The sequence below is a fragment of the Streptomyces sp. NPDC043861 genome (genome assembly GCF_056435905.1).
This window is the reverse complement of sequence record NZ_JBWKDP010000012.1, coordinates 107562-120622: the sequence shown is the minus strand read 5'-3', so window position 1 is coordinate 120622 and position 13061 is coordinate 107562. Positions and strand designations below refer to the sequence as shown.

The 13061-nt window shown below is 69.4% G+C and carries 8 protein-coding genes; 2 read left to right on the top strand and 6 right to left on the bottom strand.

The window, feature by feature from the left end; translation table 11 throughout:
- Positions 1 to 152: 152 nt before the first annotated feature.
- A complete protein-coding gene (locus AC068D_RS25745; RefSeq protein WP_478825421.1) occupies positions 153 to 1049 on the bottom strand; it encodes a SigB/SigF/SigG family RNA polymerase sigma factor in 897 nt (298 codons plus the stop codon).
- A 500-nt stretch (positions 1050 to 1549) separates the two neighbouring features.
- Between AC068D_RS25745 and AC068D_RS25740 the strand changes: the two genes are divergently transcribed.
- Positions 1550 to 2650 carry a mechanosensitive ion channel family protein gene (locus AC068D_RS25740; protein ID WP_478825420.1) on the top strand — a complete coding sequence of 367 codons (1101 nt, stop codon included), beginning with the start codon at positions 1550 to 1552 and terminating at the stop codon, positions 2648 to 2650.
- Positions 2651 to 3168: 518 nt separating this feature from the next.
- Here the strand turns inward: AC068D_RS25740 and AC068D_RS25735 are convergent.
- The 4 genes from AC068D_RS25735 to AC068D_RS25720 form a co-directional block, all read right to left on the bottom strand.
- Positions 3169 to 4356, bottom strand: coding sequence for a sugar ABC transporter permease (locus AC068D_RS25735; RefSeq protein ID WP_478825419.1), 1188 nt, complete (start codon positions 4354 to 4356; stop codon positions 3169 to 3171).
- A gap of 8 nt (positions 4357 to 4364) precedes the next feature.
- Positions 4365 to 5144 (bottom strand): ATP-binding cassette domain-containing protein, encoded by a 780-nt coding sequence (locus tag AC068D_RS25730; protein ID WP_478825418.1) that lies wholly within the window; start codon positions 5142 to 5144, stop codon positions 4365 to 4367.
- Between the two features lie 25 nt (positions 5145 to 5169).
- Positions 5170 to 6276, bottom strand: a complete 1107-nt coding sequence (locus tag AC068D_RS25725) for a substrate-binding domain-containing protein (RefSeq protein WP_478825417.1) — start codon at positions 6274 to 6276, stop codon at positions 5170 to 5172.
- A 579-nt stretch (positions 6277 to 6855) separates the two neighbouring features.
- The gene (locus AC068D_RS25720; RefSeq protein ID WP_478825548.1) at positions 6856 to 8913 is read right to left on the bottom strand and encodes a galactose-binding domain-containing protein; all 2058 of its coding nucleotides are present in this window, start codon (positions 8911 to 8913) and stop codon (positions 6856 to 6858) included.
- Positions 8914 to 9170: 257 nt separating this feature from the next.
- Here AC068D_RS25720 and AC068D_RS25715 point away from each other — a divergent pair, with 257 nt between their 5' ends.
- A complete protein-coding gene (locus AC068D_RS25715; RefSeq protein ID WP_478825416.1) occupies positions 9171 to 9548 on the top strand; it encodes a nuclear transport factor 2 family protein in 378 nt (125 codons plus the stop codon).
- A 191-nt stretch (positions 9549 to 9739) separates the two neighbouring features.
- Here the strand turns inward: AC068D_RS25715 and AC068D_RS25710 are convergent, their stop codons facing one another.
- The gene (locus AC068D_RS25710; protein WP_478825415.1) at positions 9740 to 12625 is read right to left on the bottom strand and encodes an AfsR/SARP family transcriptional regulator; all 2886 of its coding nucleotides are present in this window, start codon (positions 12623 to 12625) and stop codon (positions 9740 to 9742) included.
- Positions 12626 to 13061 lie beyond the last annotated feature (436 nt).

The following is a 13061-nucleotide window of genomic DNA, read 5'->3' as shown; positions in this document are numbered from 1 at the left end:
CCTCTCGTGGCGAGCGCCCAAGGGACAGCTGGGCACCGGTCTGTGACCGCAGCCGACCCGGGGACGGGTCCGGAAGACCCGGGCTGTCCGCCAGGACGGGCAAGTCCGCTTCGCGTACTGAACGGACCCAGGAATCCATGTCTGCCCGCCCGCTACCCCTGTCGCGTCAGCTCGGCATTCAGCCGTGCCAGGGTGCGGGCGAGCAGGCGGGAAACCTGCATCTGTGAGATGCCGAGCTCGGCACCGATCTCGGCCTGGGTCAGCTCATGGACGAACCGGAGCGCAAGGATCCTCCGCCCGCGCTCCGGCAGCGCGGCGATGAGCGGCGCGAGCGCGGCAAGATCTTCGGCCTTCTCCAGGTCCAGGTCATCGACGCGGACGTGGTCGGTCAGGGCGTCCGCGGGGTCGCCGTCCGCGGCCGGTGCGTCCAGTGACGCGGCGCGGTAGCCGTTGGCGGCCGTCAGTCCTTCGAGGACCTCGTCCGGATCGAGAGCGAGATGATCGGCGAGCTCGTCGACAGTGGGCGGGCGGCTCAGCTCCTGCTCCAGTACGGAGGTGGCGCTCTGCAGGACCGGGCGCAGCTCCTTCAGCCGGCGCGGAACACGTACAGCCCAGGCGGTGTCGCGGAAGTAGCGCTTGATCTCACCGATGATGGTGGGCAGGGCGAACGTGGGGAACTCGATGCCGCGCGTCGCATCGAAGCGATTGATGGCTTTGATCAGACCGATGGTGCCGACCTGGAGAACGTCCTCCATCGAGTCGGGGCGGGTGTTCAGGCGCCCTGCGGCGTAACGCACCAGGGTGAGATTCAGCTCGACCAGTGTGTTGCGCACATACGCGTAGGCGGACGTGCCTTCGTCCAGTCTGTCCAGCCGGTCGAAAAGCGCGCGGGACAGAGCACGCGCGTCGGCCGGCGCGACATCGGTGAGGCGGGTACCGCCGTCGAGTCGGCCCGGCAGAATCGGTTCCGGGTCCGCAGCGGCGGCCGTCCCGGTCGGCAGCCGGTTCGGCGCCAGATCGCCGGGGGTGTCTCTCACCACGATCGTCATCGACACGCTCCACTTCATCCGGGCGCCCGCGGCCGGCACGAGCGCGACGTGCTGCTCCTGCTACCCCGTACTGGATCTTGCACACGCTGTGCAACCCACATGCGCATCGCCCGATGCGGGAGGGGCCGCAACAGGGGCGAAGTGCACCGATGGACCGGCACCGGCACCGGCACCGGCGGCCTGCGGAGGCTGCGGCCGGGCCCGCGGCCGGCAGCGTGCAGGCCGCGACCGGCGGCGGGACCACGGAGCGGGCATGTCCCGGTGCGGAGTTCGGCGACGGGACCGCGTGTGAGCAACGATGCGAAGGCGGGCCCACCCACGCCCCCGTCCGGGCCGTGGGGCAGGATGACAGATCGTGCCCGGACGGCCCGTTGCTTCCGGCGCGACCGCTCAACCGCACTCCCAGAATGCTCAGGTGGCATGGTGACGACACATCACATCCGGTTCCCGGGGGCGGCCCACGCCGCCCTCGTCCTCGCCCGTGCGGCGGGAGACGAGCGGTGACCCGGGACCTCACAGTTCACGACCTGGTCGTCGCCGGAATCGCGCTTGCCGCGGGCATCGCGGCCGCGCTTCTGCTGCGCGTCATCCTGAAATGGCTCGGGGTACGGGCCGGCAGAACCCGCTGGAGCGGCGACGACATCATCGTCGACGCCCTGCGGGCGCTGGCCCCGTGGGCCGCGATCACCGGAGGCGCGGCGATCGCCGCGTCGGTGCTGCCGCTGAACGCCAGGGCGGGACGCAACGTCACCATGACGCTCACCGCCGTGCTCATCATGGCTGCGACCCTTACGGCCGCGAGGATAGTCGCCGGTCTGGTGCAGGCCGTGGCGAACTCCAAGTCGGGTGTCGCCGGATCGGCCACCATCTTCGTGAACATCACGCGAGTCGTGGTGCTGGCCATGGGTTGCCTCGTCGTACTGGAGACGCTGGGCGTCTCCATCGCCCCGCTTCTCACCGCGCTGGGAGTAGGAGGTCTGGCTGTCGCCCTGGCCCTGCAGGACACCCTGGCCAATCTCTTCGCCGGTGTGCACATCCTCGCTTCCAGAACGGTGCAGCCGGGTGACTACATCCGGCTCAGCAGCGGCGAGGAGGGCTATGTCGTCGACATCAACTGGCGCAACACCGTGGTGCGTCACATCTCCAACAACCTGGTGATCATCCCCAACACGAAGCTGTCGGGCACCAATATGACCAACTACCACCGGCCGGAACAGCAGATGACGCTCAATGTCCAGGTGGGGGTCGGCTACGACAGCGACCTGGACCATGTGGAGCGGGTCACCACCGAGGTGGTCGAGAGCGTGATGGCGGACGTCGAGGGCGGCGTACCCGACCATGAACCGGCCATCCGCTTCCACACCTTCGGCGACTCCAGGATCAGCTTCACGGTCGTTCTGGGGGTCGGGGAATTCAGCGACCAGTACCGGATCAAGCACGAGTTCATCAAGCGACTGCACCGGCGGTACCGGGACGAGGGCATCAGCATCCCCGCCCCGACGCGGACCGTTGCCGTGCAGCAGGGGGAGCTGCCGATCCCGCACCAGCGCTCCGCCACCAAGCCGATGACCGCAACGATTCATCAGCCGCCCACGGTGTGACGACGGCGGTGCGGCTGCCGGCCGAACCGCCCCTCGTGAAACCGCCGCTCGGTGTCCGGGGCCCTCCCTTCCGATCCCATCGACTCCCATCGACGGAACGGATGGTCCCGGGCCGTCGGACGGTCGGTCGCACCCCCCGACGGCCCGGGCGGCCCCGGGCTGTGGGCCGGGGCGCCCGCGGTGAAGGCCCGGACCAGCCCGGTTCCCGGGGCCGTATGAATCGACAGGCCGCATCCGACCGGTCGGCGGAGAGGGCCTCGCAGGGCGGCCTCTCCGCCTCACGCTGCGCCGGGAGCCGCCTCGGGCGGCCGCGCAGCCCACACCATCGCCCGGCGAGCGCAGACGGCAACCGTGCAGCCCCGGGGCCTTCCGCATCGCCCTGCGGGCGGGCAGGCGCTTCCGCCCACGAATCGCCGGACGAGGTCGGTACGGGTGCGCGGGCCGGCTCAGGCTGCGGGCGGGCAGGCGCTTCCGCCCACGAATCGCCGGACGAGGTCGGTACGGGTGCGCGGGCCGGCTCAGGCCCGGCCGTGTGCTTTCTGCGAGCGCCGTGTCAGGGTGTCCACGACCACCGCGGCGAGCAGGACCCCGCCGGTGATCATGAACTGGATGGCTGCCTGGATGCCGAGGAGGGCCATGCCGGAGGCGATCGACTGGATGACCAGAATGCCGAGCAGCGCGGACCAGGTGGTGCCCCGCCCGCCGAAGAGACTGGTGCCGCCGATGACCGCGGCGGCGATGGCGTTCATCAGCAGGAGGCCGGAGCCGGAGGTCTGGCTCGCCGAGGTGATCCGTGAGGCCAGGATCAGGCCGCCGACCGCGGCCATCGTTCCCGAGACCATGAACACCGAGATCCGCACGAGGACGATCTTGACTCCTGCGCGCCGGGCGGCCTCGACACCCCCGCCGAGGGCATAGACCCTGCGTCCGTACGACGTTCTGCGGAGGAGGAAGTCGAGACCGGCGATGACGGACAGGAAGATCAGCAGGGCCAGCGGCAGACCCTGGAACTGGTTGAGCACGTACGCAGCGGCGAACGCGATCGCCGCCAGCACGGCCGTGCGCGCCGTGATTTCGGTGAGTGACCGGTAGCGCACTCCCCGGGCCTTGCGCCGCCGACGGTCCTGGTAGGCGCTGAGGAAGAACACGGCAGCGCTGAGCGCCGCCAGGCCGTAGGCGGCTGCGACATCGGTGAAGTAGTAGCTGGTCAGCATGGCGACCAGGCCCTCGTCATCGAGGTTGATGGTGCCGCTCGTACCGAGGACGTAGAGCATCAGACCGTTCCAGGCCAGCAGCCCCGCGAGGGTGACGACGAACGCGGGCACACCGACCGTGGCGAAGAAGAAGCCCTGGATGATCCCGGCGGCTGCGCCGCAGAGCACCGCGAGGACGAGTGCGAGCCACTCCGGCACGCCGTTCTCCACGTTCAGCACGGCAAACAGGGCCGCGGCGAGACCGCTGACGGAGCCGACGGACAGGTCGATCTCACCGATCAGCAGCACGAAGACGATGCCGACCGCGATCAGACCGGTCCCTACGATGTCCACGCTCAGGTTGGACAGGTTGCGCGCCGAAAGAAAGTTGCTGTCCAGCGACTGGAAGAGGATCCAGATCAGGACGAGGCCGAGAACAACGGGGAACGAGCCGACCTCCCCTCCGGCCAGTCTGTGCCGGTAGGCGCCGATGGATCGCTTGAGGTCCTGCACCCGCCCCTTCACAGCTCGGCCTCTCCCATCCGCGGGCGACGGCGCGTCACCGCGTCGCCGGTTGCCCCGGTGATGGAGGAGATGATCTGTTCCTGGGACGCGGTGTTCACGTCGAAGACGCCGTTGTTGCGGCCCAGGCGCAGCACGGCCACCTCGTCCGCGACGGCCTTGACGTCGCCCATGTCGTGGCTGATGAGAAGGACGCCGATGCCGCGGTCGCGCAGCCGGTCCACGACATCGAGGACCTGGGTCGTCTGCTGGATGCCCAGGGAGGCGGTGGGTTCGTCCAGAAGGAGCACTTTCGGGCTGCTGAGGAGCGAGCGGGAGATCGCGACCGTCTGCCGCTGACCGCCGGACAGCGAGGCGACGGGGACGCGTACATCGGGGATGTGGATGGACAGGGTGTCCAGCAGTTGCTGGGCGCGGTACTCCATCTCCACCTCGTCCAGGACGCCGACCTGGTGGATCTCGCGTCCGAGGAAGAGGTTTCCGACGACGTCGAGGTTGTCGCAGAGAGCGAGGTCCTGGTACACGGTCGCGATTCCGAGAGCCTGGGCGTCGTGGGGCCGTTTGATGTGGACCGACTGGCCTTCCCACTGGATGACACCCTTGTCGGCGGGATCGACACCCGCGATCACCTTGACGAGGGTGGACTTGCCGGCGCCGTTGTCGCCCACCAGAGCGACGATCTTGCCCGCGTAGATGTCCAGCTCGACGTCCGTGAGCGCGTGGATGCCGCCGAAGTGCTTGGAGACGCCGCGCAACGCCAACAGGGGCAGGGATGACATGGGAACCATCTCCTTCTCCGCCCGATTACGACGTGAGACCGGCCTTCTCGCAAGCCGACCGGAACTTCGGGGTGCATATCTGTTCGATTGTGTACATGCCGTTCTTGACCAGGCTGTCGATGTTGTCGACGGTCAGTGCGATGGGGTCGAGCAGGACGGCCGGGACGTCCTTGGCCGTCGCGGTGCTGATCCGGTCCTCGGCGATGCCGTCGAGCGTCTCGCCGCGTCCCAGGGCCACGGCCATTTCGGCGGCGGCCTCCGCCTCGGGTTCGAACGGCTTGTAGACGGTCATGTACTGCTCGCCCTTGACGATGCGCTGGACGGCGTTGAGCTCGGCGTCCTGGCCGGTGATCGGCGGCAGCGGCTTGACGTTGCCGGCCTTGAGCGACGAGACGATGCCGGAGGCGAGCGCGTCGTTGGCCGAGTAGACACCGTTGATACGGCTGCCGCCCAGGGAGGCTATGGCACCGTTCATGTTGAGATGCGCGGCCTCCGGGCTCCAGCGAGGCGTGTCGTACGCCTTGCCGATCTTCACCTTCCCGCGGAGGACGGACAGGGCGCCGTCCCGGAACCACGCGGAGTTCGGATCGTTGGGATCGCCGTTCATCATGACGATCTGTCCGCCGTCGGCCTTGGGGCCCATGGCCCTGAGCAGGGCTTCTCCCTGGAGCCTGCCGACCTCGGCGCCGTCGAAGGAGACGTAGCCCGAGATGGGGCCGTCCGCCAGACGGTCGTAGGAGACGACCGCGATGCCCGCCTTCTCCGCCTCCTTGACGGAGGAGCGAAGCGACCTGTGGTCGACCGGATCGAGGATCAGCACGTCGACACCTTTGGTGATCATGGTGTCCACCTGCTGCTGCTGGGTGGCCACGTCTCCTTTGGCGTTGGCGTACTCCACCGTGCAGTCGCTGCACAGCTCCGCGATCTTCTTCTCGATCAGGGGTCTGTCGAACGCCTCCCAGCGGGCGGTGTGACTGTCGGGCAGCAGCAGGCCGATCTTCACACCGTCCTTGGTCCCGCTGTCCGAGGTCCTGCTCGAGCGTTCGGTCTCAGCGGCTTTTCCGCAGGCCGCAAGAGCGAGCAGCAGGGACACCGCGGCCACGACGGCGGTGCCAGGGACATGGTTCCTCACTCAGGACACCTCCTCACCGTCCCCTCCGGGCGACCTCGCCGCGTCCGTCGGGTCCGGACATCCGGCCCGGGGACGCGAGGGGCCGGCGGCGCCGGCCCGCGGGGGCGCGGGCGGACGCCGCTGGCGGCGCTCGCCCGGCGGCAGCAGGACTGGCTCAGCCGCTCGCCGACGGACGACCGGGACACGGTACGGCGACACCACCTCGGCGAGGCGGAAGCCCCTGCCGTCTCCACGGATGCCCGCCTCCCGTGCGAAGCGGATGGGGGAGAGCATCCGGGGCGGGCACCGGCATCCGGGCGCGCGCCGACCGGGCGATCGGAGTGCGGCTTCGCGCATCCCGGTCCGGTGTCGCCCTCGCCGCACATGTCGTCACCTGCCTGCCTCCATACTGTGCGTCCCTGCGGGCGAAGGCGAGCCAGGACCCATGGGCCCCGGTCCGAGCCGCCGCCACCCGGTGACGGTGGCGAACACGGCAGATCGACGGGGCGGGTGGCGGACGGCGGCGCAAGGGGGCCGGGGCCGGCCGGATCAGAAGAGCTGATCCGGCCGGCCCCGGCCTCGGGCATCCAGTCGCTGCGGTCAGCTGCTGTAGACGCCGACTTCATGCAGGGAGTAGCCCCACTTGGTGCCGCGCTCCAGTCCGTGGACGCGTACGTAGCGGGCCGATGTGCTGGTGAACTGCGCCGTGTCCAGTCCGCCGTCACCGGCGGTGGTGGACCACACGGACCGCCAGTCCGTGCCGTCGGCCGAGACCTCGATGCGGTAGGCCTTCCCGTAGGCACGCTCCCAGTCGAGGGTGACTCGTTCGATCGGGCGCGGGGCCCCGAGGTCGATCCGGAGCCACTGGTCGTTGCTCCAGTCGCTCGCCCAGCGGGTGCCTGTGTTGCCGTCCACCGCCCTCCCCGGGGCGTAGCTCGTGAACAGGCTCCACTCGGAGGAGCTGGCCGAGGCGGCCGAGCCTGCGGCGAGGTTCACCCCGGCCCTGTGGTTCTCGGATGCCGCCCAGGTGCCGAGGTAGGACTCGGCACCCCGGAAGAGGTCGTCCACGACGTCCTGGCCGCCGACGATCCGTACGTCCTCCAGCCAGTCCGGGACCAGACCGTAGTGGGCCGCGCCGTCCGTGTTGATGTCCCAGGTGCGTTCGCCGGTGGTCTGCCGGTCGATGACCGCGCTGCCGTCCGCGCTGCGGAAGGGATAACGCACCGGGTTGGGGGTGTCCGTGCCGCGGGGGCCGGGCCAGCCGCCGACGCCGTTCATGTCCGTGCCGTAGCCATAGCCGACGCCGTACTTGTCGCGCAGCGCGTCCGTGCGCTTCGCCTCGGCGCTGAACCCCTCGGCGCCGTTCATGTACTGGGTGATGAAGCCGCCGAGACGGTAGACCCGCTCCGTCCAGCTGGAGTCCATCCAGCCGTGCGAGGAGATCACGCCGGGATACGACTGGGACTCGAGGATGTCGAAGACCTGACCGGCGGCCTTGACGCTCATGTGGTCGATCTCCAGCATCATGTTGCGTTTCATCATCCCGCGCGCCGCGTACTCGCCGAGTTCGGTGAGACCACGGGTGTTGCACTGCGCGTCGGCTGCGTACGACGGGACCTTCACCCCCGCTGGCAGCTGCTTCTGGGCCTGGGGTGCCGCCGCCATGCCGATGGGGTTGTCGTGCTGTGGGCCGGTGCACTTCTCCGTCTTCCAGAAAGTGCCGGTCGACAGGAACTGGCCGACGTTGATCGCGGTGCCGAGCGTGCCCGAGTCGAACCGTACGCCGCAGAGGGCGTTGTCGAACTTGTGGCACAGGAACATGCTGCGCACACCGAGCCCGTGCAGCTCGTCCAGACCGCGGTCGATGTCGTCCTTGCTGCACTGCGCGATGTCGAGGATCTGCTTGCAGCCGAACGGTTCGGAGGTCTCCACGCCCAGCACGACGGCCAGCTTGCCCTGCCGGATGACCTCGCGTGCCTGGGCGGAGTCGGTGACGATCCTGAACCAGCCCTTGCCGGGGCCTCCATACATCTTGTCGATGAAGTCCTGCATGTCGTAGGTCTTCTGCGCCTGCAGACGGATGGACGTCATCTCGTCGCAGCTGCGGTCCTTGAAGAAGTAGACCGAGCAGATCACGCCATTGGTGACGAGGTCGTTGACGAGCACCCGCTGACCGCCGCGCCAGGCCCGTTCGACCCAGGCGTAGTAGTTCTGCTGGTGCGTCAGCGAGTCATGGGCGGGCCAGTCCTTGAACGTCGGCCACCCATTGGGGTCGTGCTTGCCGTCACCGCCCTTGGTGATGAAGTCGAAGATGGCGAGCGAACCGTCGGGGTAGTGCTCGGGACAGTCCTTGAGCGCGTCGGCGATTCCCTGTTCGGAGAAGTTCTTGCCACAGATGAGCCGGCCGCCGAAGGCCTCGTTGGACATCAGGTGGTTGTGGGCGTCGACAAAACCCCGTACCCGTCCCTGGGAGTCGGTTCCCTTGAATGGCTCACCGGTGACATTGATCTGGGAGTCGGGTGCGGGCCGTGCGGCCGGGGTCCACCAGCCGGCCTCGGCCGAGGAGCTGGGCGCTGTACCCAGGACCACGGCCACGACGGTGAAAAGTAACGACAGAACCGCGATGGGCCTGAGTTTGCGGTACGAGTGTCGAGTCATGGTCATCACTCATGTCTTCCGTGAGCGGACCGCACGGCCGAGGAGCCGAGGCCGGGCGGAGCCGCGATTGTCGTGGGGGGTAGGACGTTGTCATGACCCGCGCAAGCGGTGCGACGAGGATCGCGACTGTCACATACGGAGTCAATAGTCCGGGACCACCGGCCTGGTGGCCTGCGGTCCCCCCGAACTCGTCGGATGAGCAGGGTGGATGGCAACGCCGACGGGGCCCTGTCAGTGCGCCGTGCCAGCATTCCCCCATGGACCCGTCGAAGATCGTGCAGAGGCTGTGGGACCGCGTGGAGGCCCGGGACTGGGAGGGGGTGGGTGAGCTGCTGGCCGAAGACCTGGTGGTCGAGTGGCCGGTCAGCGGCGAGCGCATCGTGGGGCGCGAGAACTTCGTGCGCATCAACGCCGAGTATCCGGAGGGATGGGAGATCAGGGTGCTGCGGATCGTGGGTGACGGCGAGTCGGTGGTTTCCGAGGTCGAGGTCCCGCACATCGGGATGGGCGTTCATCGTGTGGCGTCGTTCTGGACCGTGCGCGACGGGAAGATCGTCGCCGGGCGGGAGTACTGGACGGAGCCGGGCTCGGACGCCTCGCCGGACTGGCGGGCCGCGTATGTCGAACCGATGTGACAGCCGGTGGACGGCGGGAGGTCGACGCCTGCGACACGGCGATCGGTGAGGACCGTGACGCCGGCCCCGGCCGGAGCCGTTCGGCGAGCCGGGACGGGACGACCCGAACATGCCCTCGGCGGGCAAAACCGATCCGGGGCTGCGTGCGAACCGAACGGCAGCGGGCTTCCCGCAGCGCACCGGCACCGCCGTCACCGGGACCCTGAAGAAGCGTCCCCTTCCCGATTGCTCCGGTCGAGGAGTTCCTGGGCCTGTCGCCGGCCGGCGTCGTCGCCCAGGACGGCGAGCAGCGGAAGCGCCTCGGCAGCCAGCGCCCCCGCCCGGTCGAGGCGGCCGGCCCCGCAGTGGGCGAGGGCGCAGCCCAGCAGCGTATGGGCCCGCTGGCTGGGCAGAGCATGGGCGTCGCAGGTGGCCAGGGCTTCGGTGTACTGCTCGACGGCTTCGTCGTGGCGGCCGAGGTCGCTGAGAGCCTGTCCGAGGTAGCGGAGTGCGAGCACGGTACCGAGGGCGCAACGGGCCGCCTGGTTGAGGGTGAAGGCTTCACGGCAGTACTGCAGCGCCCGATCGGGTTCCCTGCGCGCGAGATGGGTCATCGCCAGCCCGAGCATGCACTGCGCCTCCATGCCGATCTCATCCGTTCCGCGGCACAGGCTGCCGGCCTCCTCGAAATGGAGGACCGCGTCGTCCAGGGAGTCCGGGTCCATGGCGGCCACCGTCCCCTTGACGTACGCCAGACGTGGCTTGAACACCTTGTCGTCGGCCCGGGTGGTCAGGTACCCGCGCTGCGCGAGACGGCGGGCCTGCTCGTGCTGCCCGGTGGCGGCGTAGGCCAGCGAGAGCACCGCGCAGGCCTTGACGATCGCATCGGCGTCGTCGTCGTCCTCGCCGGCACGCAGCAGCACATGGCCGAGGGGCAGCAGGGAGCCCCAGGAGATGTGGATGTCGGTGAAGGGCATGAGAAGGACCAGCTGCCATCCGAGGGTGCGTGCGTCGTCGGCGCAGATCGGACGCGTCGGATGGTGGGCTATCTGGGCGGCGACGCGCAGAATGGCGGCCTGTTCGGCGATCACCCACCGCTGGGCCTCGGCACGGTCGGCGAAGCGTGGCCCGCCTGTGAAGCCGGGCTTCACGTCGGCCAGTCGGCTGTACGGCCGGACGGCCCGCAGTGCGGCGCTCATACCGGCCAGATGGAAGCGGGCCATGCGGCTGAGAGCCGCTTTCCGCTCGGCCGACGGATCGGTACTCAGGGTGCGGTGCCGGGCGAACAGCCGCAGCAGGTCGTGATAGCGGTAGCGTCCCGGCTCGCAGGACTCGAGAAGGCCCGCATTGGCGAGCGACTCCAGGATGTCCTCGGCGACGTGCTCCGGTCTGTCCAGCAGAGCCGCGGCGATCCCCGGTGTGATGTCGGGGATCTCCGGGATGGCCAGCAGCCGGAAGGCACGTCCTTCCTCCGACTCCAAAGAGGCGTAGCCCAGCTCGAAGGCGGCCTCCACCGCCAGGCCGCCGGTCTGAAGCTCCCTGAGTCTTCGTGACCGGTCGGTCAGCCGCGTGGTCAGTGAGGCGATCGTCCAACGGGGGCGCGCGGCCAGCCGGGAGGCCGCGATGCGCACCGCGAGCGGGAGCAGCCCGCAGGCGTGCACCAGACTGCGGGCAGCCTCGGGTTCCCTGGGCATCCGGTCCGCTCCTGCGATCCGCTCCAGCAGAGCGAGGGCTTCCTGCTCGGTGAACGGCTCCAGGCAGGTCCGGCTGGTGGCGGGAAGGCACGACAGGGAGGTGCGGCTGGTGATCAGGGCGGCGCACTCCGACGTGCCCGGCAGCAGCGGCCGCACCTGCTCCACGCCGGCGGCGTTGTCGAGCAGGAGCAGCAGACGCCGCCCTGCAAGACGGGAGCGGTACAGGGCCGTGCGCTCCACCTGGTCGGCGGGGATGTTCCTCGGGGACACACCCAGCGCCAGCAGGAAGGACTCCTGGATCGCAAAGGGGTCCGCCGGCTCCCTGCTCGCCCCGCGGAGGTCGACGTACATCTGACCGTCGGGGAAATGACCGCGAGCCGCATGAGCGGCGTGGACGGCGACCGTGGTCTTGCCGACGCCGCCCATACCGTGGATGAGACACACGGCTGCCGCCCTGGCCGGCTGTCCCGCGGCGTCCGACAGGATGCGTCCGAGCTCCGCCACCGTCTCCAGGCGACCGGTGAAGTCGGGTACGTCCGGGGGAAGCTGGGCGGGCGGTATCCAGAGCGGCGCGGGAGCCCGTTCCGCACCGGGCGCGGCGGTCTCCGGGACGAAGGCCGGTGCGGCCTCGGCCGGTGCCGCAAGTCCTGGGTCGGACCGCAGGATGCGCTGGTGCAGACCGGCAAGATCGGGGCCCGGTTCGATACCGAGTTCCTCGGACAGGAAGCGCCGGGTCCTGTCGTACCCGGCGAGCGCGTCCGCCTGCCGTCCGCAGCGGTACAGGGCAAGCATCTGCAGGCCGCGCAGCCCCTCGCGCAGCGGGTGCTCGTCCGCCAGGGAGGACAGTTCCGGTGCGGCCTGGGCGTGCCGCCCCAGGTCCAGCTCCAGGCGCAGCCGCTTCTCGAGCAGAATCAGCTTGTACTCGTTGAGCCGGTCGCGCTGCCGCTCGGCGAAGTCTCCCGGCACTCCGGTCAGCGGTATCCCGTCCCACAGGGCCAGCGCCTGGCCCAGCAGCCGGGCGGCGCGCGGCCGGTCTCCCTCGTCCACGGCGCGCTCCGCGTCGGACTCCAGCCGTTCGCACCGCGTGGCGTCCAGCGCTCCCTCGCCGAGCCGTAGTGCGTAGCCGCCCGCAACCGAGACCAGGGCTGCCGGGGAGCGCGGATCGGGCTCCAGTACGGTCCGCAACCGAGAGACATGGTTACGCAGGGCCACCGCAGCACTCGCCGGCGGATTCCAGCCCCAGATGCCGTCCAGCAGCTCCTGGACCGAGGCCACTTGGCCCCCGCGAAGGGCCAGCGCTGCCAGTACCGCACGTTGTTGCGCCGGTCCGACGTCCAGTTCGCGGTCGGCGCGCCACGCCCGCAGCGGACCCAGGACCGCCACCCTCAGACCATCCACGTCCATGTACTCCTGTAAGTGCTGCCGTAGCCCTTCGTCAGCTCGTGGGTGAATGCGTGTGCTGCGTTCCACTTACCGGGAAATTACGGGCTCTTGACACCCGATCGTCAGAATTCGATCTGCACGAGTGCGGTGCTGTCGACTTTGTCGGTGCCGCACCGTCACCGGTGCCTCGACGTCCGTGGGGCCGCCATCGGCCGGTGTCATGATGCGTTCATGCCACCCGTCCGCTCCGGCTGATGCCGAGCGGTTGCTGCCGGGTGGCCTTGGCGGGTGTCGTGCCGGAGACCACCAACCGCTCTCACACCCCTGAGTGATCTTGTCCCATATAGCCCCGAAACCCGTTCCCCCCGCCGCACCGGTCCCGTGCGGTCCCGGTGGTCGCCCCCTCGACGAGCGCGATGCCGCGCAGGGTACCCCACGATCACCACGTCCCCTCCGA